The following is a 23,411-nucleotide window of genomic DNA, read 5'->3' as shown; positions in this document are numbered from 1 at the left end:
GCAGCAAAGCGTCATGGCCTCACTATAGCCGTGCCCGGGCACACCGGCTCAGAGGCGATCCTGCAGCCGGTACCAGGCCATGCCCAGCACCAGCGCCGGGGTGCGCAGCAGTTCGCCGCCGGGGAAGCGGCGGTGGCGCAGCCGCTCGAACAGCTTCAGGCGGCTGTCGTCGCCGCTGATCGCCTCCGCCAAGACCTTGCCGGCCAGCCCGGTGATGGCCACGCCGTGACCGGAGAAGCCCTGCGCGTAGTAAACGTTGGCCGCAAGGCGACCGAAGTCCGGCGCCCGGTTCATGGTGATGTCGCAGAAGCCGCCCCAGGCGTAGTCGATCCGCGCGTCGGCCAGCTGCGGGAACACGCGCAGCATGTCGGCGCGCATGCTGCCGGCCAGATCGCGCGGCTCGCGCCCGGAGTAGCTGACCTTGCCGCCGAACAGCAGGCGGTGGTCGGCGGACAGGCGGTAGTAGTCGAGCACGAAATTGGTATCGCACACCGCCATATTGTTGGCGATCAGGCCGCGCGCGCGCGCCTCGCCCAGCGGCTCGGTGGCGATGACATAGGTGCCGACCGGCATGATGCGGCGGTTGAGCGTCGGCGCCAGCTGGCCGACGAAGGCATTGCAGGCCAGCACCAGCTGCCGGCAATGCACCTCTCCCTGCGCGGTGCGCACCCGCGGCCGCTCGCCACCCTCGACACTGGTGACCGGCGAGTTTTCATGCAGCACCGCGCCGGCCGCGCGCGCGGCGCCGGCCAACCCCAGCAGGTAGTTCAGCGGATGGATATGCCCGGCCAGCGGATCGAACAGCCCGCCCTGGTAGCGCCCGGAGGCGAGCTTTGCGGCCAACGTTTCCCTGTCCCACAGCGTGTAGTGACGGTAGCCGTAGAAGCTTTCCGCCTCGTGCTGCCAGGCCAGCAGGTCGTCCAGGTGCGCCGGTTTCACCGCCGCGGTGCAGTAGCCGCGCGTCCAGTCACAGGCGATGCCGTGCCGCTGCACCCGCTGCTCGATGATGTCGATCGCCTCCAGCGACATCTGCCAGAACGCCTTGGCCAGTTCGTCGCCCAGCTGCTGGCGGATGGTGTCCATTTCGCAGGCGTAGCCGGCGATCACCTGGCCGCCGTTGCGGCCGGAGGCGCCGAAGCCGATCGGCGAGCCTTCCAGCAGCACCACGCGCAGCCCGCGCTCGGCCAGGTTCAGCGCGGCGGACACCCCGGTCAGACCGCCGCCGATCACGCACACGTCGCAGTCCACCCGCCCTTGCAGGGCGGCTCCCGGCTCCCACGGCACGGCGGTGGCGGCGTAATAGGATGGGGCGTGCGGCTGGTGGGCGTAATTGAGCATAGAGTCCTCGTCGGTGGTCAGGAAAACGGCAGGGCAAACGGCAAGATCCATCCCTTTTTGGCAAGAAATCACCCGTAACGGGCAAGAAAAACGGCGGAGCCTCGCAACTCCGCCGTCCGGGGGCGCCGGGCGGCGCCCGTCAGCGTCAGCCGGCGCTGCTTTCTCGCATCGCCGCCGCCATCGCTCGTTCGCGCTTGCGCTGCGAATTCAGCATCAGGTAGTTGGCGACGATCACCAGCACGCCGACCACCAGCACGGTAATCGAGGCCAGCGCGTTGATTTCCGGGTTCAGGCCGAGGCGCACCTTGGAGAAGATCACCTGCGGCAGCGTGGTGGAACCGGGGCCGGACAGGAAGGCGGTCATCACCAGGTCGTCCAGCGACAGCGTCACCGACAGCAGGAAGCCGGAGGCGATCGCCTGCGCCACCAGCGGCAGCGTGATCACGAAGAAGATCTTCAGCGGGCGCGCGCCCAGATCCATCGCCGCATCTTCCAGCGACTGGTCGATTTCCAGCAGCCGGGAGCGCACCACCACCGCGACGTAGGCCATGCACAGCGTGGTATGGCCGACCCAGATGGTGAAGAAGCCGCGCTCGGCCGGCACCCCGATCAGCTGCTGCATGGAGATGAACAGCAGCAGCATCGACAGGCCGGTAATCACCTCCGGCATCACCATCGGCGCCGTCATCATGCCGGCGAACAGCGAGCTGCCCGGGAAGCGCTTGAAGCGCGCCAGCACGAAGCCGGCGATGGTGCCCAGCGTCACCGCCGCGGTGGCGCTGGCCAGCGCGATCTGCACCGACAGCTCCACCGCCGAGATGATCTGCTCGTTCTGGAACAGCGATGCGTACCACTTGGTGGAGAAGCCGCCCCATACTGTCACCAGCTTGGAGTCGTTGAACGAGTACACGATCAGGCTGACGATGGGGATGTACAGGAACAGCAGCCCCAGCAGCAGCATGCCCTTGAGGAAGGGAGACAGTTGTTGATTATTCATTGCCTTTTCCTTCCAGCTGGCGGGTTTCGAAGCGGTGCAGGAACGCGATCGGCACGATCAGCAGCAGCACCATCACCGTCGCCACCGCGGCGGCCATCGGCCAGTTGTTGTTGTCGAAGAACTCGTTCCACAGCACCTTGCCGATCATCAGCGTATCCGGGCCACCGACCAGCTCCGGAATCACGAATTCGCCGACCGCCGGGATGAACACCATCATCGAGCCGGCGATGATGCCGTTCTTGGACAACGGCAGCGTGATGGTGAAGAAGGCCTTGATCGGGCCGGCGCCGAGGTCGCTGGCCGCTTCCAGCAGGCGGCCGTCCATCTTCACCAGGTGCGAGAACAGCGGCAGGATCATGAACGGCAGGTAGGCGTACACCATCACCAGATACAGCGAGAAGTCGTTGTGGAACAGCATCAACGGCTCGTTGATGACGCCGATCGCCAGCAGGAAGCTGTTGATGAGGCCGTTTTCGTTGAGCAGGCCCATCCAGGCGTAGACGCGCAGCAGGAACGAGGTCCAGAACGGCAGCATCACCAGCATCAGCAGCACGTTGCGGCGCGCCGGATCGGTACGCGCAATGGCGTAGGCGATCGGGTAGCCCAGCAGCAGGCACATCAGCGTGGTGAACAGTGCTGTCTGCAACGAGGATAAATAAGTCTTGGCGTAGAAATCGTCGCTGAGGATGAAGTCGAAGTTGCCGAGATTGAGCGTAAGGTGCAGCAGCCCGCCCTCCTCCAGGTTCATCAGGCTGGTGAACGGGGGAATGGCGAGATCCTGCTCGGCGAAGCTGATCTTCAGCACGATGAAGAACGGCACCAGGAAAAACAGCAGCAGCCAGAAGTACGGGATCGAGATCACCGCACCGCGACCGGGCTTGAGGCGCTTGAAGAGGCGCTGGATATTCATGTCACAGCTCCTTAACGGGTGAGCACAACCGGCATGTCGGCGCGCCAGCTGACGTAGACCTGATCGCCCCAGGTCGGCGGCTCCAGGTTGGCCTCGTGCCAGCGGTTGACCGGCACCATCGCCTTCAGCACCTTGCCGCTGCCAAGCTTGACGTGATAGACGGAATAGCTGCCGAAGTAGGCGATCTCCGCTACCGAACCCTTGGCGGCGTTGGGGCCGGCAGCCACCGGATCACGGTCGACGCGCACGTCTTCCGGCCGGATGCTGGCCCACACCTGCATGCCTTTCGGGCCGGTGATGCCGTGGTCGATCCAGATGCGGCCGCCCAGCTCGGCGGCCTCGATCTCGACACGGTCCGGCTCGTCGACCACCACCGGGCCGGTGAACAGGTTGGTGTCGCCGATGAATTCGGCGGTAAAGCGGCAGTTCGGGTAGTCGTAGATTTCCGCCGGGGTGCCCACCTGCAGCAGCTGGCCCTCGCTCATGATGCCGATGCGGGTGGCCATGGTCATCGCCTCTTCCTGGTCATGGGTCACCATGATGCAGGTCACGCCCACGCTCTCCAGGGTGTTGACCAGCTCCAGCTGCGTCTGCTGGCGCAGCTTCTTGTCCAGCGCGCCCAGCGGCTCGTCCAGCAGCAGCAGCTTCGGGCGCTTGGCCAGGCTGCGCGCCAGCGCGACACGCTGCTGCTGGCCACCGGACAGCTGGTAGGGCTTGCGGTTGGCGTACTTGCGCATCTGCACCAGATCCAGCATCTCCGCCACGCGGGCGTCGATCTCGCCCTTGGGCATCTTGTCCTGCTTCAGACCGAAGGCGATGTTGTCCGCCACCGACATGTGCGGGAACAACGCGTAGCTCTGGAACATCATGTTGATCGGGCGGTCGTACGGCGCCAGCTTGGTGATGTCCTGGCCATCGAGAATGATCTGGCCGGAAGTGGGCCGCTCCATGCCCGCCAGCATGCGCAGCAGGGTGGATTTGCCGCAGCCGGAGCTGCCGAGCAGGGCAAAGATTTCCTTGCGCTGGATGTCCAGTGTCACACCGTCGACGGCGGTGGTGTCCCCGAATTTCTTGACGATATTGGCAATCGACAAATAAGGCTTTTCGCTAGCAGACTGCTTTGCAGCATCAACCATGATTGTTTCCCCTGAAGGACGTGGTTCGTCCCTGTGATATTTTCGTACGTCTTCGTCATCGTGACGCGGTGGACGTAGCGCCGTTCAACATAAACCGACACCCTACTTGCGGCCAACCTTGCAGGCAATATCCGCAGCCACTGGCATTTGCCGGCAAGCACCGCCAAACCGGGAGTTTTGCGCCCGCTGCGGCGCCGTTTACGGCCTGACACCTGCCGTCTGCCGCCGCGACCGGCACACCGCCCGCCACCACACGGCACACCACAGGCGAGCGTCACCCGCCACGCTGTACGCACAAACGCCGCCACCCGTCGAAAAAAGAGTAGCGCACGTTTAATAAAATTGACAAGGAGAAACGGGAGCGGACCAGGAAAAACGGCGAAACAAAAAACGGACGTGAATCATGGACTTAGCTGTCACGTTCATGCTGCCATGCAGCATGAACGTCGGCAACAACCGCAACAAGAGCAGAAACTGTTTAATTCCTCAAACGGCCAGCGCCGTTGGCCGCACCAAAACGGGGAATTCGCGCGCCTCGACAAACAGGCTGCTACCCTCCTGTTTTTTCGCCATTTTTTTGGCCTGCGTCGCCGCCGCTGCCACTTCGTAGTGCGACAGGAAGCGACCGGGCAAGACCGGCAGCACCCCGATGGACACGCTGGTCAGCGGGAAGAACTGCATCTGCCCGCTGCGGTCGGCGATGTGATAGCCACCGGCATGGCGCGCTGCGGCACAAAAGAACGCCTGCACCCGCTGATCGAACGACCGGATGATGTCCTGCAGCCGACGCCGCCAGTTGCAACTCTGCAACAACAACACGAAGTCATCGCCGCCGATATGGCCGGCAAAATCCATCGTCATGTCCAGCTGCGACAGCAGAATCCGCCCCAGCTCGCGGATCAGGTCGTCGCCGGCGCCGTAGCCGTAGTGATCGTTGAACGGCTTGAAGTGGTCGAGATCGACATAGGCCACCACGAACGGGCGCTCGCCCTCCAGCAGCCGCTGCACCTCCTCGCCGATCGGCACGTTGCCCGGCAACCCGGTCAGCGGATTGGCGTAACGCGCCGCCGACAGCTGCATCTCGCTGATCAGGCGCATCAGGTCGTAGCCGGTGCCCATGCCGAGGTAGGCACCGTCCTCGACGATGATGAAACCGTCGACCAGGTAGCGCTGCTCCGCCTCCACCACCCGCCCGGACAGCGACTGGATGTCCATCTCCGCCGACACCAGCAGCGGCCTGGCGTCGGCCAGCGCCATGCACGGCTTCTTGGCGAACAGCTCGCGGTTGAACGGTTTGGCGAAGGTTTCCAGCACATGGTGCCGGGTCAGCAAGCCCACCGGACGCCGCTCGTGCAGCACCGGAATGGCAAAACGCTGCAGCGAGGCGGCAAACATCTGGTAGGCCTGCTCGCAGCTGTGCGCGGTGCTCAGGTAGGGCACCTCCTGCAGCAGGTCGCGCGCCACCGGCCGGCGCCGGTTGCCGGCGTGCTGCGGCGCGCGCGGCAACGGGTAGTGCTGCGCGAGCGCCGGCTCGGCCTGCGGCCGCGCGATCAGGTAGCCCTGCCCCATCGCCACCCCCAGCTCGCGCAGCACGCGCAACTCTTCCGCCTGCTCCACCCCCTCGGCCACCAGCAGCGCACCGGAGGCGCGCGCCATGTCCACCAGCGAGCGCACGAACTGCGCCTTCAGCGGGTCGGCGTGGATGTTCTGCACGAAGTACTTGTCCAGCTTGACCACGTCCGGGCGCAGTTCCGACCACAGCCGCAGATTGGAGAAGCCCTCGCCCAGGTCGTCCAGCGCCAGCCGCAGACCGCTGCGGCGCAGCTCGTCCGCCACCTGGCGCAGCACCGGGTAGCCGGCATTGGGACGGGTTTCGGTCAGCTCCAGTACCACCCGCTGCGGCGGCACGCCGTTCAGCTGCAGCAGGCCCAGCAGCGCCTCGACCGAGACATCGGCGCTGAGCAGGGTATCGGGAATGACATTGATGAACAGGATGCCGGGCAGCTGGCGCAGTGCAAACTGGCGCAGGATCGCGGCGATGCAGACCTGGTCCAGCACTCCGGACAGGCCGGCGCGCGCCGCCTGCTCGAACAGCATCACCGGCGAATGCAGGATGGAATCGGATGGCCCGCGTACCAGCGCCTCGTAACCGTACAGCTCGCCGTCCGCCAGCTGTACGATGGGCTGGAACACCACCTGCACACTCCCCTGACGAATGATCTGTTCCAGCAGCGCCTGATGCGCCAAGCCCGGCGCGACGCTGATCGTGACGGTTTCCAGCATGGTTTCCATTGCACAAGTCCGTTTCCAAGAGCGGCAAGGCTAGCGCAACAATATGACAAATCGGCGATGACGGCGGCGAGCGCTATTGCGGGCCGGCGCCTCCTGCACCACACTGACATTAACCGCACCCGACAAGGAAGACGCCATGCCCATGCTGCAGCACGATGGACGCCAGTTGTATTACGAGGTCAGCGGCCACGGCGAACAGCCGCTCTTGCTGTTCAACGGCCTGACCATGAGCACCGCCGCCTGGACGCTGATGGCGCCGCTGCTGGAGCCGCGCTTCAGGCTGATCCGTCTCGATTTCCAAGGCCAGGGCCAGAGCGAGCGGCGGGTGCAGGACAGCTACCCGCTGACGCAACAGGCCGACGACGCCGCCGCGCTGCTCGACCACCTCGGCGTCAAACAGTGCTACCTCGCCGGCCTGTCCTACGGCGGCATGGTGGCACTGCACTTCGCCCGCCGCCATCCGGCGCGGCTGTCGCGGCTGCTGCTGGCCTCGACGCTGGCGTGGTCGGATGCGGCCAACGTTTACATCGCGCAGAGCTGGAGCGCGGCGCAACAGGCCGGCGGCCCCGGGCTGCGCTTCGACATCAGCCTGCCGTGGCTGTTTTCCAGCCGCTTCTTCGTCAGCAGTGCACAGATGCTGCCGGACCTGCGCACCATCGCCGCCACCGTGGACTGGCCGGGGGTGGAGCGCATCCTGGCCGGCATCCGCGAGCACGACGCGCGCAGCTGGCTGGACGAGATCAGGGTGCCGACCCACATCATCGTCGGCAGCGAAGACCGCCTCACCCCGCTGTACCAGTCGGAACTGCTGCACCAGGGCATCGCCGGCTCGACGCTGACGGTGCTGCCCGGCGCCGGCCACGCCATCCACATCGAGGCGCCGGCCGCCTTCGCGCAGCAGATCAGCCGCTTCGCCGACGCCTGAGACTGCGAATGTCCGGTTTGCGCCATATACGGACAAGGCGGTGACAGCCGCGTTGGCGCAGGCCGGCATTTGATTAGAATGGGGCAACACCACAAGCACAGGACACCCCATGACGCCGTTCGCTCCCGCCCGTGATTTTCTGCACGCCACGCTGGAGGGCCGCTTTGCCGGCCCCCGCCAGTGGCAGACCGCGACCCTGAGCCTGCAGTGGCTGGCCGAAGGCGTGCTGGCGCTGGCGCCGCTGGACGCCGCCGACGCGCTGGACCACGTGCTGCTGTCCACCGGCATCCACGGCAACGAGACCGCCCCGATCGAGGTGGTCAACAGCATCGTCAACGACCTGCTCGCCGGCGCCATGCCGCTGCGCTGCCGGCTACTGGTGATGCTGGGCAATCCGGTGGCGATGCGCAGCGGCGCGCGCTTTACCGACTACGACATGAACCGCCTGTTCAACGGCGCCCACATCAGCCAGCCGCAGGCGCAGGAAGCGCGCCGCGCCGCCGAGCTGGAACAGCTGGCCGCCGACTTCTTCCGCGCCGCGCCGGCCGGCGTGCAGCGCCTACACTACGACCTGCACACCGCCATCCGCGGCTCGGTGTTCGAGAAGTTCGCCATCTACCCGTACACCGACGGCCGGCCGCACAAGCGCGAACAGCTGCTGTGGCTGGAAAGCGCCGACGTCAGCACCCTGCTGCTGCACAGCAAGCCAGCGGCCACCTTCAGCTACTACACCAGCCACCACTTCCACGCCGACGCGCTGACGCTGGAGCTGGGCAAGGCGCGGCCGTTCGGCGACAACGACCTCGCCCGCTTCGCCGGCATCGACCGCGCGCTGCGACACCTGGTCTCCGGCAGCACCCCGCCGCTGCCGGCCTACGACGCCAGCCGCTTCGCGGTGTTCCACGCCAAGTACGACCTGGTGAAGCACAGCGAGCAGTTCAAGCTGCACCTGGCCGACAGCGTGGAGAACTTCACCGCCCTTCCACACGGCATGACAATTGCCGAAGATGGCGACATCCGTTACGTCGCCGACGGCGGCGAGGAACGCATCCTGTTCCCCAATCCCAAGGTCGGGGTCGGCCTGCGCGCCGGCATCGTGATCAGCCCCTGCCAGCTGGATTAGACGCTTATCCACAGCGAAACAGGGAAAAAGCTGTGGATAAGCTGTTGAAAGCCAAAAAAAACAGCGCGGCGTCAGCAGTTTGCTGACGCCGCGCATTTTTCGGGCATCGTCTGCTTCTTACACCAGCTTGCCCGGGTTCATAATGCCATCCGGATCAAAAAGCGATTTCATCGCTTTCATCAGCCGGATTTCGGCATGACTGCGGCTTACGTCAAGATAGTCGTGCTTGAGCAGGCCGACGCCGTGCTCGGCCGACATGCTGCCCTTGAAGTCGCGCACCAGCTCGAACACGTGCTTGTTGACCTGTTCGCAGGCGCGGCGGAAGTCGTCGATGGCCAGCGCCTCCGGCTTCAGCACGTTGATGTGCAGGTTGCCGTCGCCGATGTGGCCGAACCACACCACCTCGAACTGCGGGTACTCGCGCGCCAGGATCTCGTCCAGCTGCGCGACAAAGGCCGGCACCTTGCTGACCACCACCGCGATGTCGTTCTTGTACGGCTTGTACGGGGTGATGGACTCGCTGATGTCCTCGCGCAGGCGCCACAGCTCCGCCGCCTGCTGCTGCGACTGCGACAGCACGCCGTCGACCAGCCAGCCCTGCTCGGCGCAGTATTCGAACAGCGCCAGCGCCTGCGTCTCGGTGTCCGGCGCGATCTTCTCGAACTCCAGCAGCACGTAGTAGTCGGCCGCCTCGTCGAACGGCCGCTGCACCGCACCGCGCGCCAGCACGTGGCGCAGCGCCTGCTCGGAGAAGAACTCGAACGCGGTCAGGTCCAGCTTGTCGCGGTAGGCGTTGAAAATATTCATGATGTCGGCAAGATTCGGCACCGCCAGCACCATCACCGCCAGCTCCGCTGGCGGCCGCGCCAGCCGCAGCGTGGCCTCGACGATGAAGCCCAGCGTGCCCTCCGAGCCGATGAACAGGTGGCGGAAGTCGTAGCCGGTATTGTTCTTGGCCAGGCCGTGGTTCAGCTCCAGCACCTCGCCCTCGCCGGTGACCACCTTCAGCCCGACCACCCATTCGCGGGTCATGCCGTAGCGCACGACCTTGATGCCGCCGGCGTTGGTGGCGATATTGCCGCCGATCTGGCTGCTGCCGCTGGAGGCGAAATCCACCGGGTAGTACAGGCCGTTGGCCAGCGCGAATTCCTGCAGCGTCTTGGTGATCACCCCCGCCTGGCAGCGCACGGTGCGGCCAACCTTGTCCAGCTCCAGGATCGCGTTCATGCGCTCGAACGACACCACCAGCTCGCCGTTGCGCGCCACCGCGCCGCCGGACAGGCCGGTACGGCCGCCGGACGGCACCAGCGCGAACTGCTCGCGCTGCGCCCAGCGCACCAGCGCCACCACCTCGTCCACCGTCTTCGGGAACAGCACCGCGGCGGCATCGGGCGTGAAATAGCGCGTCCAGTCCAGGCCGTAGCGCGTCAGGGTATCGGTATCGGTGGCCACGCGGTCGGCGGCCAGCAGGCGGCCCAGCTCGGCCAGCTGTTGCGGTGCAAGCATTTGCGCTCTCTCTAGTCAAAAAACGGCAACAAGGGTCATAATACCCGAGAAATTTAGTCAACAAAGGGCCATTCGTATCATGCAAACCGTATCGCTCGCCAAGGACAAGATCAAGGTATTGCTGCTGGAAGGCGTGCACCAGAGTGCCGTCGACACCTTCCGTGACAATGGTTACCACAACATCGAGTATCACAAGAAGGCGCTGCCGGACAGCGAACTGAAGGAGCGCATCGCCGATGCCCACATCGTCGGCATCCGCTCGCGCAGCCAGCTCAGCGACGAGGTGCTGGAGGCGGCGAAAAAGCTGATCACCGTCGGCTGCTTCTGCATCGGCACCAACCAGGTCGACCTCGCCGCCGCCACCCGCCGCGGCATCCCGGTGTTCAACGCGCCGTTCTCCAACACCCGCTCGGTGGCCGAACTGGTGATCGCCGAGACCATCATGCTGCTGCGCGGCATCCCGGAAAAGAACGCCCTCGCCCATCGCGGCGGCTGGCTGAAGTCGGCAGAAGGCAGCTTCGAGGTGCGCGGCAAGACACTGGGCATCGTCGGCTACGGCCACATCGGCACCCAGGTCGGGGTGCTGGCGGAAAGCCTCGGGCTGAAGGTGGTGTTCTACGACATCGAGAACAAGCTGCCGCTGGGCAACGCGCGCCAGATCGGCAAGCTGCACGAGCTGCTGGCCGAGTCCGACGTGGTCACCCTGCACGTGCCGGAAACGGCGCAGACCCGGGACATGTTCGGCGCCGCCGAGCTGGCGGCGATGAAGGCCGGCAGCCACCTGATCAACGCCTCGCGTGGCACGGTGGTGGTAATCGAGGCGCTGGCCGCGGCCCTGGCCAGCAAGCACCTGGCCGGCGCCGCCATCGACGTGTTTCCGGTAGAGCCGGAGGGCAACGGCGAGGAGTTCCTGTCGCCGCTGCGCGAATTCGACAACGTGATCCTGACGCCGCACATCGGCGGCAGCACGCTGGAGGCACAGGCCAACATCGGCGGCGAAGTGGCCGCCAAGCTGGTGAAGTACAGCGACAACGGCTCGACGCTGACCGCGGTCAACTTCCCCGAGGCCTCGCTGCCGGCCCACCCCGGCAAGTGCCGCCTGCTGCACATCCACAAGAACCAGCCCGGCGTGCTGGCGCGCATCAACGACGCCTTCTCCAGCCTGGGCATCAACATCGCCGCACAGTACCTGCAGACCAGCGACGAGATCGGCTACGTGGTGATCGAAACCGACAGCGCCGCCAGCCAGCCGGCGCTGGAGGCGCTGCAGCAGATCCCCGGCACCCTGCGCTGCCGCGTGCTGTACTAGGGTCGGTACCTGCGGCCAACGTTGGCCGCCAATGCAAAAACGCCACGGCAAGCCGTGGCGTTTTGTCTGGCAACCGCGACGATCAGGCGCTGAGCGGCTGCGCTTCCTTCATCAGCATCGCCACCAGCGTCGCCACGCGCAGCTTCAGCTCGCGGCGGTCGACGATCATGTCCAGCGCGCCCTTCTCGATCAGGAACTCCGAGCGCTGGAAGCCTTCCGGCAGCGTCTCGCGCACGGTCTGCTCGATCACGCGCGGGCCGGCAAAGCCGATCAGCGCGCCCGGCTCGCCGATCACCACGTCGCCGAGGAAGGCGAAGGAGGCGGACACGCCGCCCATGGTCGGGTCGGTGAGGATGGAGATGAACGGCAGCTGGTAGTCGGACAGCAGCTGCAGCGCGGCCGAGGTCTTGGCCATCTGCATCAGCGAGTTCAGACCTTCCTGCATGCGCGCGCCACCGGAGGCGGCGACGCAGATGAACGGCGCGCGTGCTTCCACCGCCGCCTGCACGCCGCGCACGAAGCGCTCGCCGACCACCGAACCCATCGAGCCGCCGATGAAGCGGAACTCGAAGGCGGCAACCACCGCCGGCATGTTGTGGATGCTGCCCTGCATCACCACCAGCGCGTCGTCCTCACCGGTGCTTTCTGCCGCGGCGACCAGACGGTCGGGGTACTTCTTGCTGTCCTTGAACTTCAGGATGTCGATCGGCTTGACCTCGGCGCCGATCTCGCGACGGCCTTCCGCATCCAGCAGCATGTCCAGCCGCTCGCGGGCGGTCAGCGAGTGATGATGGTCACACTTGGGACATACCTGCAGATTGGCCTGCAGGTCGGTGTGGTACAGCACCGCCTCACACGCGGGGCACTTGCTCCACAAACCTTCCGGTACCGCCGACGCCTTGCTCGTGCGCGGATCGCGCTTGATCTTAGGCGGCAGGAGTTTATTCAACCAGCTCATTGCTGACTCCTTGAATCAATACGTTGCGGCCAACGGTAAGGTTGGCCGCAGGGTGCTGGCACGGGTGACCAGCATTGTTCTAACGGATGGCATCCTTCAGCGATGCCACCAGACGGGTAAGCTGCTCTTTGGCAGTTTCAGGGGTTGCCGCTTCGATTTCCTGCACCAGACGGCTACCGACCACCACCGCATCCGCGGCGGTGGAGATGGCGCGCGCCGTTTCGGCATCGCGGATTCCGAAGCCGACACCGATCGGCACATCAATAAATTCTCTAAGGGCGGCAATTTTACGCGCTACGTCGTCAATGTCCAGATTTCCGGCACCGGTCACGCCTTTAAGTGACACATAGTAGACATAACCGCGCGCCAGAGCGGCGATTTGCTTGACCCGCGCCATCGGCGTGGTCGGCGCAATCAGGAATACCGGATCGAGCCTGGCGGCAGTCAGCGCCGCCGACAGCTCGGCCGCCTCTTCCGGCGGGCAGTCCACGGTCAGCACGCCGTCGACGCCGGCGGCGGCGGCTTCCTTGGCGAATACCTCGTAGCCCAGCACGTGCACCGGGTTGAGGTAGCCCATCAGCACCACCGGGGTCTGCTGGTTGCTGCGGCGAAATTCGCGCACCATGTCCAGCACGTTGCGCAGGCCGACCTTGTGCGCCAGTGCACGCTCGCTGGCGCGCTGGATCACCGGGCCGTCGGCCATCGGGTCGGAGAACGGAACGCCCAGTTCGATCACGTCGGCACCGCCCTCCACCAGACCGTGCATCAGGCTGACGGTCAGGCCGGGATCGGGATCGCCGGCGGTGATGAACGGGATCAGGGCTTTTTCGCCGGCGGCTTGCAGGCGGGTAAAGGTTTCAGCAATACGGCTCATCACGCGTTTCCTTGCAGCCGGCCCGCGCAGCGCGCCGGCCGGTATCATCGGGGAGCGGCAAAGGTTGGCCGCACGTTGCGGCCAACCCTGGCCACATTACAGGGTCAGGCCCATCAGGCTGGCGACGGTGTTGATGTCCTTGTCGCCACGGCCGGACAGGTTGACCAGAATGATCTGATCACGGCCCATGGTCGGCGCGACCTTGGCGGCGTGCGCCAGCGCGTGGCTGGATTCCAGCGCCGGGATGATGCCTTCCAGATGGCAGCAGTCCTCGAACGCGCGCAAAGCCTCGTCGTCGTTGATGGCCACGTATTCGGCGCGACCGATGTCCTTCAGCAGGCTGTGTTCCGGACCGACGCCCGGGTAGTCGAGGCCGGCGGACACCGAGTGGGTCTCGATGATCTGGCCGTTCTCGTCCTGCATCAGGTAGCTGCGGAAGCCGTGCAGCACGCCCGGCTTGCCGGCCGTCAGCGGCGCCGCGTGGCGACCGGTGGCCACCCCGTCACCGCCGGCCTCGACGCCCACCAGGCGCACGCCCTCCACCTCCACGTAAGGATGGAAGATACCGATGGCGTTGGAGCCGCCACCGACGCAGGCCACCACCATGTCCGGCTGGCGGCCGACCATCTCCTGCATCTGCTCCTTGGCCTCGATGCCGATGATGCGCTGGAAGTCGCGCACCAGCATCGGGTACGGATGCGGGCCGGCGGCGGTGCCGAGGATGTAGAAGGTGCTGTCGATATTGGTGACCCAGTCGCGCATCGCCTCGTTCAGCGCGTCCTTCAGCGTCTTGGAGCCGGACTCCACCGGCACCACGGTGGCGCCAAGCAGCTTCATGCGGAACACGTTCGGCGCCTGACGCTTCACGTCTTCCGCGCCCATGTACACCACGCACTCCATGCCGTAGCGGGCGGCGACGGTGGCCGAGGCCACGCCGTGCTGGCCGGCACCGGTTTCGGCGATCACGCGCTTCTTGCCCATGCGCCGCGCCAGCAGCGCCTGGCCGATGGTGTTGTTGACCTTGTGCGCGCCGGTGTGGTTGAGGTCTTCGCGCTTGAAGTAGATCTGCGCGCCGCCGAGCTGTTCCGACCAGCGCTTGGCGTGGTAGACCGGGCTCGGCCGGCCGACAAAGTGTTTCAGCTCGTAGTGATATTCCTGCCAGAAAGCCGGATCAGCCTTGGCACGGGCATACTCGGCATTCAGCTCGTCCAGGGCTGCCATCAATGTTTCCGCTACATAGACACCGCCGTACGGGCCGAAGTGACCGCGTGCATCGGGGAAGTCATAACTGCTCATGGAATGCTCCTGATGGTTTGATGATGGTGGCGGCACGCCGTGGCGCGCCGTGTTAATTCTGTGCCGCCCGCACCGCGGCGACGAAATCCGCCACCCGCTGCGGGCTCTTGATGCCCTTGCCGGCCTCGACGCCGCTGGACACGTCGACCGCCGCCGGGCGCACGCGACGCACCGCATCGGCGACATTGTGCTCGTCCAGCCCGCCGGACAGGATCAGCGGCAAGGGCAGCTGCGCCGGGAGCAGCGTCCAGTCGAAGGTCTTGCCGGTGCCGCCGTGCGCGCCCTCGACAAAGGCATCGGTCAGCAGGCCGCGCGTGTCGTGATACCGTGCGGCCAACGTTTGCAGGTCGGTACCCGGCTGCACCCGCACCGCCTTCAGGTACGGCCGGTGGAAGCTGCGGCAGAACTCGGGCGACTCTTCACCGTGGAACTGCAGCACGTCGATGGCGCACTGCGCCAGCACGTTTTCCACTTCTTCACGGCTGGCGTTGACGAACAGCGCCACCACGCTCACGAACGGCGGCAGCGCGGCGATGATGGCCTGCGCCTGCGCGATACCGACGTGGCGCGGGCTCTTGTCGTAGAACACCAGGCCGATGGCGTCGATGCCGAGCCTGGCCGCCGCCACCGCGTCCTCGACACGGGTAAAGCCACAGACTTTGATGCGAACGCTCATCTTATCTCCACAAGGTCAGGCGCGCGGCCTGGGCCTGCGACGGCAGGTCGAACTGCGCCGGGTAGCCGACCCCGGTCAGGTACAGCCCGTCCGGCATGAAGGTCGGCGGCGCCTTGGTACGATCACCGGCCGCCAGCAGCGCGGCCATGCCGGCAGCATCGAGGCGACCGGTACCGACATACAGCAGCGCACCGACGATATTGCGCACCATGTGGTGCAGGAAGGCGTCGGCGGTGAGGTCGAAGCGCAGCAGGCCGTCCACCTCGCTGATGTCCAGCTGCTGCAGGTCTTTCAGCGGCGACTTGGCCTGGCACTCGGCCGCGCGGAAGCTGGAAAAATCGTGCCGTCCCAGCAGCACCGCCGTCGCCGCGCGCATCGCGTCCACGTCCAGCGGCTGGTGGTACCAGCCGACGCGGCCGGCGGTCAGCCCGGGGCGCACCGGGTGCGTCAGCAGGAAATAACGATACGAGCGGGAAAACGCGGAAAAGCGCGCATGAAATTCGTCACTGACCTCCCGCGCCCACACCACGGCGATCTCGGGCGGCAGATGGGCATTGACGCCGCGTACCCAGGCGTTGAGCGGGCGGACGGCATCGGTATCGAAGTGCACCACCTGCATCAGCGCGTGCACGCCGGCATCGGTACGGCCGGCGGCGAGGGTGGTCACCGGGTGACCGGCGATGCGCGACAGCGCCTGGTTCAGCTTGTCCTGCACGGTGTTACCACCGGGTTGCGTCTGCCAGCCGGAAAACGCACGGCCGTCATACTCCACACCCAACGCAACTCTCATTGTCCCACTTTCACGAGTAAGCCGGACAACAGCAACAGTAGCAACAAGGCCAACGTGTCACGCATGGTCCACGGCGAAAAGCCTAACTTTACCTCATCCGCCGGGGCTTGTGTCAGTTGCGCCGCCAGCGCCGCGCGCCACGCGGCCAGGCTCAGCGCCGGCGGATGCTGCAACCAGTACTCGGCGTAAAACAGCGTCAGCCCCAGCCGCAGCAGCACGCGCTCCAGCGGCAGGCCGAGCAGCGCCAGCGGCTGCAGCAGCCACGCCAGCGCCTGCAGCATGCCCTGCTGCCCCAGTTGCAGCCAGACGCAGCGCAGGCTGGCCATCAGCAACAGCAGCCGCAACTGCTGCTGCAGCGCCAGCGCCAGCCCCTGCCGCGACGGCGACCACGCGGCGGCGAACAGCGCGTCACCCGGCACCGACCAGGCGGTCACCAGCAGCAGGGTCAGCAGCAGCCAGCGCATGCGCCGCAGCGCCAAGCACAGCTGCCGCCACAACAGGGGAACACAGCACAGGAACAACAGGAAAAGCGCCGGCCAGGACCAGGCTTGCAGCACCAGCGCCAGCAGCAACCACGCCACCAGCGCCAGCGCGGGATGGACGCGCACGATCAGGAACCGTCCACCGCTTCTTTGGGCGCTTCCAGCAGCCCGGCGTCGCGCAGCAGGGTATCGGCCATCTCGCTGTCGCCCATCTCGCGGTAGAGCTGTGCCAGCTCGGCAATCGCCGCCTGCTCCGACAGCTCGCCCGCCACCGACACCGGCTGCCGGTCATTGGCGGCGAAGTCGGCGGCGCGTCGTTTCTCGAGCGGTTCCGGCACGGATTCAGGGGCTGGCTCCGGCGCAGGCTCAGGCGTTGATTCCGGCATCGACAGCAATACGTCCTCAGCCACCGGCAACGGCGCCTCGGGCACCTCGTCCACGGCCGGTGCCGACGCCAGCATCACCGCCTCGCCCATCGGTCGCTCGATGGCACGATACAGCGGGTTGTCCGCGTCCAGCGTGGCGCCCAGCTGCTGCACCCGTGTCCACAGGCCGCTCAGCGGTCCGAATACCGCCAGCACGTCCAGCGCCACCGCCTCGAATTCGCCGCGATTGCCTTGCGCGGCGATCAGGTCGAGCAACTTGATGCGCAGATCCTCGCGCTCAGGCTCGGCACGCAGGGCGTTACGCAGCAGGCTCTCGGCCGCCTCGCTTCGGCCGTACGCCAGCAGCACTTCCGCCTCGGCCAGTACGTCGACGGCATCGAGCCTGACCTCGTCGGCCGGCGCGGGCGGCACAGGTACTGACGCTGCCGCATCCGGCGGCGTCGCGGCCGGCGTCGGGACTGCTTGCGCTGCGCTGACCGCCGGTTTCTGTTTACGGCGCCGCAGCAGCATCCACGCCAGCAGGCTGGCCACGGAAATGCCGCCGACCCCGGTCAGCACCCACTCCGTCAAGCGGCCATCAAGAAACGCCGCCTCACTGTCCGACAAGGGCGGCATCGCGGGCGCGGCACTGGCCGTTGGCGCTGGCGCAGCCTCCAACCGGCTGATTTCCGCTTCCAGCCACTTCATGCGCTGCTGCGCCGCCTTCAACTGCTGGTCGATCCGATCGGACGGCACCGGCGCCGCGGCGGACGGTGCCGAGGCAACCGGCACCGGCGGTACGACTGAAGCCGGCGCCTTGGCCGGCGCGACCGCCGATGCGCCCTTGCTGGCAGCGGGCGCCGGCTTGCCCCCGGGCAGCGCCAGCCAGGCACCGGCGAACAGCAGGTCGCGGTCACCGCCGGCAAAGGCCTGCGGGTTGCGTGCCAGCACTTCCGCCATCCATGCCTGCCGCGCGGCCGGGGCGTAGCGTTGCGCCAGCCGGTTCAGGGTGTCCCCCGCCTTGACGCGGTAACCGTCCACCGGCAGCGCCTGCGCCGACGGGGCCACGTGCTTGCGATAGCGCTGGCCGGCCCTGGGCACGGCGACACTGAAACGGCGCACCACCTCGGCCTCGCCCAGCCGGGCCTGCAACTCAAAACCGATGCGGCGGCTGCTCACCGGCTGCGGATGATGCAGCCGCAAGAACAGGCGCCCGGCGCGGCTGCGCAGCGCGAAGCGTGTCGCTTGTGCCTCGCCCAGCCCCTGCAGCGCCGCCAGCTGGAACAGTCCGGCGCGATCGGCCGCCGGCCAGTCGCCCAGCAGCTCGACCTCCATGCGCAGCGGTAGCCCGCGTACCGACAGCACCCGCCCGACACCGAAGGCGGGCGGGGTCGCGCCGGTGATGAAGGTCGGCTTTTCCGCCGGCAGGGCACTGTGCGGCGAAGGCTTCTTGTCGGGCGCCAACGGCCACGGCCCGGACGCCGGCAGGTGATACTCGCGGATGGCACGGCCGGAAGGCCATGACAGTTCAAGGGCAAAATGCAAATCCTGCTCCCGGGACAGCACCGGCCCCGACAAGATGATCAGGTAGCGGCCGGGCGACACCTCGCTGGTGCGGATCGCCAGCTGGCGTACCGCTTCCGCGTAGGGCCCCAGCATCGGATAACGCTCCAGCGACGCCAGCGACGCCGTCGGCGCGCTGAGTCCGGCCTCCGGCTCGACCGCCACCTCGGCATAAAACGCCTCGTCGGCCGCCGACAGCACCCGCAGCGCGCCGAGACCGGCCCAAGCCGGCAGCACCGCGCAGGCGGTCAGCAGGCCGGCCAGCACCGGGCGCAGGGCAAAGCTCGGGTGACTAGCGCTCGTTTTCATCGGCGGCGGCCAGTGCGGGGATCAAAGTGAGGACAGCAGGTTGGCGGCTTCCTGCTTCAGCAAGCCGCCGGCCTCGGCCACCAGCTCTTCCAGCACTTCGCGCGCGCCATCCTTGTCGCCCATGTCCAGATAGACGCGGGCCAGATCCAGCTTGGTCGACAGCGGATCGTCCGACACCGACAGGCCTTCGGTGCTGACCGCCGGCGTCTCCGCCCCCAGGCTGTCCAGGTCGAAGTCGAAATCGACGCTGTTGGCATCCGGCTCGGCTGCGGCCAACGTTTCCAGCGGACTGGCGATGCTCACCGGTTCGTCCAGCTGGAAATCGAAGTCCAGCATGTGCTTGTTCTCTTCCGGCGCCGGCTCGACCGGTGCCGGTTCCGCCACCACCTGTTCGGCACTGGCCAGCAGGCTTTCGATATCCAGCTCCGGTGCCAGCGCCTTGGGCGGGGTATCCACGGCAAACTGATCGTCGCCGAGCAGCGCGGCACGCAGCGGATCATCGTCCACGGCCGGCGCGACCGGCTCCGGCGCCACAGCGGCGGCCGGCACACTGCCCATCAGTTCGTTGTCGAGGTCGATGTCCATCGGCGACGCCGTGAAGGCGCTGTCGGCCACCGCCTCAGCGGCGACGGCAACCCCGCCATACAGCGCATTGGCAGGATCGATGCCGCGTCCCAGCTTGGCGATCTTGTCCCACAGCGTGCCCTGCCCGTCCAGCGCGTCATGCAGCGATCTGGCGTGCGGTTCGAAGGCGGCACGATCCTGACGCGAGGCGTAGATCTCCAGCAGCTTGGCGCGCACCTCGTGCAGGGTCGGGTCTTTCGCCAGGGCGTCTTTCAGGATTTCCTCGGCCTGCTGGTCGCGACCGTAAGCAAGGTAGACCTCGGCTTCGGCGATCGGGTCGACCTCTCCGGCCTCGGCGCCGCCGGTGTCGCTACGGGTGAAGTCGGTGAGGAAGGTATTGCCGGCGGTCATCGGTTCGGTATGCGGCTGGTGCAGCGACGACTTGCGCAGGGTGCTGGCCGCGCCAGCGTGGCCGGCACCCGCGGCACGACGGCGGCGCAGCATGATGATGGCCGCCAGCCCCAGCAATACCGCGGCCAGCGCGCCACCTATCAGCGGCAGGTAGGCCATTACCCGGTCCAGCAACGGCTCGCCCGCCTCCTCGGCGGCCGGTGCCGCCTGTGGTGTCGCCGCTGCCTGCAGCGCGTTGAGCCGTTTTTCCAGTTCGGTGATTTTCTGCTGCGCCTGCTGCAACTGCAGCGCCTGATCGGAGACCACGGCGGAGGCGTCCACCGCAGGCGCCGAGGCCGGAACGGTAACCGGCTCCAGCTTCACCAGCTGTTCCGCGGCGGCAGCCGGCTTGGCCGGGGCCGGTGCCGGTGTGGCGGCAACCGGTGCTGCCGCGGCGGCCTGCGGGGCACGACCGGCGGCGAGTATGCTGTTGCTGCGTTCGCGCCCCAGGGCACGGATTTGTGACAGCGGCGGCACCCTCAGGCGTGCGCCTGCGCGCAACTGGTCGGGATTGCCGGCGACGAAGGCCTGCGGATTGGCCTCCAGCAGCGCGGCCATCACCTGGCGCAGCGAAACACCCGGCAGCGCCAGCGACGCCGCCAGCTGGTGCAGGGTCTGCCCCGGACGCACACTGATACGGTCCGGTGCGGCGCGATTGACCACCTCGCGCTCGGCACGCAGCGGAGCCGGCCGCCTTGGCGCAGGGGCAGGCGCCAGCCGCTCGCCCTGCGGCCGAACAACGACCGGTGCCGGGTTGGACGGCAGCGCATAGTCGACCGGGTCCAGCAGCACGGTATATTCGCGCACCGAACGGCTGCTCGGCATTTTGGCTTCCACCACAAAGCGCAGATAGGGCTCGCTGATCGGCGCCAGCGACGTGACCCGGATATACGGCCGGCCGTTGGCGCGCTGGGCCAGCGTGAAGCGCAGGCTGCTCAGCAGCGGCGCGTAATCGACTTTCAACTCGCGAAAGGTATCCAGGGTGGCCAGGCCAACCCGCTGCACCTCGCCATCCGAGCCGCTCAGCTCGATTTCGGCGCGCAACGGTTCGCCAAGATTGGACTTGACGACTACCCCCCCCAAACCCGCCCAGGCTGCAGAAGAAAATGCCACTGACAGCATTAATACGCTCAGTTTTTTCTTGGCCAGCATTCTTTTTTGCTACCTTTCGGTGTGTTGTTTTGCTCTAGCGCCGCTACCGCTCATTTATCCACCATTTGCATAAGCGTGATCCTGGCCGATTTTCAAATCGGCCTGATAGATGTTGCAAGCGGATGGCCAGATCAGTATAGCGACATACTACCTTGAGATTCCGGCTCAGGCAAAATAGCCACGCTTCATCAGGGCTGCAGCCAGCGCCACGCAAGGCTCTGCGGCGCCGGCGCGGACATTGTCGGCCGCCAGCCAGAACGACACGGTACCGCCCGCGGTCTGCCGCACGCGGCTGACCCAGACCGCCTCGTTGCCGGACGCTTCCAGTGGCGTGACATAAGGCAGTTCGCCACGCGGATCGTCGACGATTTGCAGACCGCCGGCGGCCAGCAGCTCGCGCGCCTTGTCCGCAGTCAGCGGATCGCGGGTCTGCAGCGTCACCGCCCAGCCGTGGCCGAAGAAGACCGGCACCCGCACGCAGCTGGCCTCGATGCGCAGCTGCGGATCGGCCAGCACCTTGTGCAGCTCGTCAACCAGCGACTGCTCTTCTTCGCTGATGCCCTGCTCGTCCACGTCGCCGATCAGCGGCAGCACGTTGAACGAGATGCGCTTCGGGTAGACCTCCAGCTCGACGTCACGCGCGCCAAACAGCGCGGTGGTCTGGTTGGCCAGCTCTTCCAGCGCGGCGCGACCGGTGCCGGACACCGACTGGTAGGTGGCGACGGTGACCCGCTCCAGGCCGCAGGCCTGCAGCGCGGCCAGGGCCCTGGCCACCGGCGTCACCGTGCAGTTCGGCACCGCCAGCAGCAGGCCTTCGCCGAGATCGTCCAGCGCGGCGTCGTTGATGCCCGGCACCACCAGCGGCACGTCCTCGGACAGCCGGTACACGGCGCTGAAGTCGATCACGGCGCAACCGGCGTTACGTGCTTCCGGCACGAAGCGGCGCGACAGTTCGCTGCCGCCGACAAAGATCGCCAGCGAGGCATTGGCAAAGTCAAAGTCCTCCACCGACGCCACATCCAGCTCGACATTGCCCAGCGACACGGTCTCGCCGTCCTTTTCCGCCACATCCAGCGCAAACACGCGGCCGATAGGCAGCGCGCGTTCGGCCAGCAATTCAAGCACGGCCTCGCCGACCAGCGAGGTGGCACCAACAACAGCAATACGCAGGGTTTCAGACATTCATTTATCCAGTTCTAGAAAACAGAAAGGGCGCCGCTGGCGCCCTTGGCTAACAGTATCGCACTATTTTAGCGTTCAATCAGGATCCGCAACATACGGCGCAGCGGTTCGGCCGCGCCCCACAGCAGCTGGTCGCCGATCACGAAGGCCGACAGGTACTCGCCGCCCATGTTCAGCTTGCGCACGCGGCCGACGCCGATCTGCAGACCGCCGGTGATGGCGGCCGGGGTCAGTTCCTTGACGGTGATGTCGCGGTCGTTCGGCACCCACTTCACCCAGTCATTGCCGGACTTGATGATGGCCTCGATCTCGTCCAGCGGCAGGTCTTTTTTCAGCTTCACGGTCAGCGCCAGGCTGTGGCAGCGCATGGCGCCGATGCGCACGCACAGGCCGTCGACCGGGATGGTCGCAGCGGTGCCCAGAATCTTGTTGACCTCGGCCTGGCCCTTCCACTCTTCCTTGGACTGGCCGTTGTCGAGCTGCTTGTCGATCCACGGGATCAGGCCGCCGGCCAGTGGCGCGCCGAAGAATTCGGTCGGCACGTCTTCACGGATGGTGGCGGCGACCTTGCGGTCGATGTCGAGAATGGCGGACGACGGCGTGGCCAGTTCGTCGGCGACCGCGGCGTGTACCACGCCCATGCCCTTCAGCAGTTCGCGCATGTGGTTGGCGCCGCCACCGGAGGCCGCCTGGTAGGTCATCGAGGACACCCACTCCACCAGGCCCTCGCGGAACAGGCCGCCCATGCCCATCAGCATGATGGAGTTGGTGCAGTTGCCGCCGATGAAGTCCTTGACGCCGTTGGCGAGGCCCGCTTCGATCACGTTGCTGTTGACCGGGTCGAGCACGATGATGGCGTTGTCTTCCATGCGCAGCGTGGAGGCAGCGTCGATCCAGTAGCCGTTCCAGCCGGCGGCGCGCAGCTTGGCGTACACCTCGGTGGTGTAGTCGCCGCCCTGGCAGGTGACGATGGCGTCCATCGCCTTCAGCTCGTCGATGTTGCGCGCATCTTTCAGCGGCGGCACGTCGCGGTCAACGTTGGGCGCGGCGCCACCGACATTGGAGGTCGTGAAGAACACCGGTTCGTCGATAACGGCAAAATCATTCTCTTCCAGCATGCGCTGCATCAGCACGGAACCGACCATGCCGCGCCAGCCAACAAAACCTACTCGCACGATAATTCTCCTGAATGTCTTGGGTGTTTGAAACTGTGT

At 66.4% G+C, this 23,411-nt stretch carries 19 protein-coding genes; 3 read left to right on the top strand and 16 right to left on the bottom strand.

Going from position 1 to position 23,411, the window contains the following annotated elements:
* Positions 1–48: 48 nt before the first annotated feature.
* The 5 genes from IE100_RS02150 to IE100_RS02130 all read right to left on the bottom strand — a co-directional run bounded on the left by IE100_RS02150 (position 49) and on the right by IE100_RS02130 (position 6,673).
* Positions 49–1,338, bottom strand: a complete 1,290-nt coding sequence (locus tag IE100_RS02150) for an NAD(P)/FAD-dependent oxidoreductase (RefSeq protein WP_189372505.1) — start codon at positions 1,336–1,338, stop codon at positions 49–51.
* Between the two features lie 145 nt (positions 1,339–1,483).
* Entirely contained in the window at positions 1,484–2,335 is an 852-nt protein-coding gene (locus tag IE100_RS02145; RefSeq protein WP_189372504.1) for an ABC transporter permease subunit, read from the bottom strand.
* Entirely contained in the window at positions 2,328–3,245 is a 918-nt protein-coding gene (locus tag IE100_RS02140; protein WP_189372503.1) for an ABC transporter permease subunit, read from the bottom strand. The genes IE100_RS02145 and IE100_RS02140 overlap by 8 nt, the downstream gene beginning before the upstream one ends.
* An 11-nt stretch (positions 3,246–3,256) precedes the next feature.
* Positions 3,257–4,381, bottom strand: a complete 1,125-nt coding sequence (locus IE100_RS02135) for an ABC transporter ATP-binding protein (RefSeq protein ID WP_189372502.1) — start codon at positions 4,379–4,381, stop codon at positions 3,257–3,259.
* A 486-nt stretch (positions 4,382–4,867) separates the two neighbouring features.
* Positions 4,868–6,673 (bottom strand): GGDEF domain-containing protein, encoded by a 1,806-nt coding sequence (locus IE100_RS02130; protein ID WP_189372501.1) that lies wholly within the window; start codon positions 6,671–6,673, stop codon positions 4,868–4,870.
* Positions 6,674–6,809: 136 nt separating this feature from the next.
* On the opposite strand from IE100_RS02130, the gene IE100_RS02125 reads away from it, so the two are divergent.
* Together IE100_RS02125 and astE are read left to right on the top strand one after the other, a co-directional pair.
* On the top strand, positions 6,810–7,598 hold the full coding sequence (locus IE100_RS02125) for an alpha/beta fold hydrolase (RefSeq protein ID WP_189372500.1): 789 nt from the start codon (positions 6,810–6,812) through the stop codon (positions 7,596–7,598).
* A 109-nt stretch (positions 7,599–7,707) separates the two neighbouring features.
* Positions 7,708–8,721, top strand: a complete 1,014-nt coding sequence (gene astE / locus IE100_RS02120) for a succinylglutamate desuccinylase (protein ID WP_189372499.1) — start codon at positions 7,708–7,710, stop codon at positions 8,719–8,721.
* A 117-nt stretch (positions 8,722–8,838) separates the two neighbouring features.
* Here the strand turns inward: astE and IE100_RS02115 are convergent, their stop codons facing one another.
* Positions 8,839–10,227 carry a D-2-hydroxyglutarate dehydrogenase gene (locus IE100_RS02115; protein ID WP_189372498.1) on the bottom strand — a complete coding sequence of 463 codons (1,389 nt, stop codon included), beginning with the start codon at positions 10,225–10,227 and terminating at the stop codon, positions 8,839–8,841.
* Between the two features lie 79 nt (positions 10,228–10,306).
* Here IE100_RS02115 and serA point away from each other — a divergent pair, with 79 nt between their 5' ends.
* A complete protein-coding gene (gene serA, locus IE100_RS02110) occupies positions 10,307–11,536 on the top strand; it encodes a phosphoglycerate dehydrogenase (RefSeq protein WP_189372497.1) in 1,230 nt (409 codons plus the stop codon).
* An 82-nt stretch (positions 11,537–11,618) separates the two neighbouring features.
* Here serA and accD read toward each other — a convergent pair whose 3' ends face one another.
* The 10 genes from accD to asd form a co-directional block, all read right to left on the bottom strand.
* Entirely contained in the window at positions 11,619–12,494 is an 876-nt protein-coding gene (gene accD, locus IE100_RS02105; RefSeq protein WP_189372496.1) for an acetyl-CoA carboxylase, carboxyltransferase subunit beta, read from the bottom strand.
* Between the two features lie 79 nt (positions 12,495–12,573).
* Positions 12,574–13,368 carry a tryptophan synthase subunit alpha gene (trpA, locus tag IE100_RS02100; protein ID WP_189372495.1) on the bottom strand — a complete coding sequence of 265 codons (795 nt, stop codon included), beginning with the start codon at positions 13,366–13,368 and terminating at the stop codon, positions 12,574–12,576.
* Between the two features lie 96 nt (positions 13,369–13,464).
* A complete protein-coding gene (gene trpB, locus IE100_RS02095; protein ID WP_189372494.1) occupies positions 13,465–14,664 on the bottom strand; it encodes a tryptophan synthase subunit beta in 1,200 nt (399 codons plus the stop codon).
* A 52-nt stretch (positions 14,665–14,716) separates the two neighbouring features.
* Positions 14,717–15,340, bottom strand: coding sequence for a phosphoribosylanthranilate isomerase (locus IE100_RS02090; RefSeq protein WP_189372493.1), 624 nt, complete (start codon positions 15,338–15,340; stop codon positions 14,717–14,719).
* Position 15,341: 1 nt separating this feature from the next.
* Positions 15,342–16,130: a tRNA pseudouridine(38-40) synthase TruA gene (truA, locus tag IE100_RS02085; RefSeq protein ID WP_189372492.1), complete on the bottom strand. Its 789-nt coding sequence runs from the start codon at positions 16,128–16,130 to the stop codon at positions 15,342–15,344.
* The gene (locus IE100_RS02080) at positions 16,127–16,738 is read right to left on the bottom strand and encodes a hypothetical protein (RefSeq protein WP_189372491.1); all 612 of its coding nucleotides are present in this window, start codon (positions 16,736–16,738) and stop codon (positions 16,127–16,129) included. The genes truA and IE100_RS02080 overlap by 4 nt, the downstream gene beginning before the upstream one ends.
* A gap of 2 nt (positions 16,739–16,740) precedes the next feature.
* Positions 16,741–18,849 carry a type IV pilus assembly protein FimV gene (locus IE100_RS02075; RefSeq protein WP_189372490.1) on the bottom strand — a complete coding sequence of 703 codons (2,109 nt, stop codon included), beginning with the start codon at positions 18,847–18,849 and terminating at the stop codon, positions 16,741–16,743.
* A gap of 21 nt (positions 18,850–18,870) precedes the next feature.
* On the bottom strand, positions 18,871–20,985 hold the full coding sequence (locus IE100_RS02070) for a motility hub landmark protein FimV (protein WP_189372489.1): 2,115 nt from the start codon (positions 20,983–20,985) through the stop codon (positions 18,871–18,873).
* A gap of 195 nt (positions 20,986–21,180) precedes the next feature.
* Positions 21,181–22,197, bottom strand: a complete 1,017-nt coding sequence (locus tag IE100_RS02065) for an aspartate-semialdehyde dehydrogenase (protein WP_189372488.1) — start codon at positions 22,195–22,197, stop codon at positions 21,181–21,183.
* Positions 22,198–22,265: 68 nt separating this feature from the next.
* Complete coding sequence (asd, locus tag IE100_RS02060) at positions 22,266–23,372, bottom strand: aspartate-semialdehyde dehydrogenase (protein ID WP_229800182.1); 1,107 nt, start codon at positions 23,370–23,372, stop codon at positions 22,266–22,268.
* Positions 23,373–23,411: the final 39 nt, after the last annotated feature.

The organism is Vogesella alkaliphila (assembly GCF_014652475.1).
GTDB lineage: Bacteria > Pseudomonadota > Gammaproteobacteria > Burkholderiales > Chromobacteriaceae > Vogesella > Vogesella alkaliphila.
Note: the sequence above shows the minus strand (reverse complement) of the source record. Positions and strands in the feature narration are given on the sequence as shown.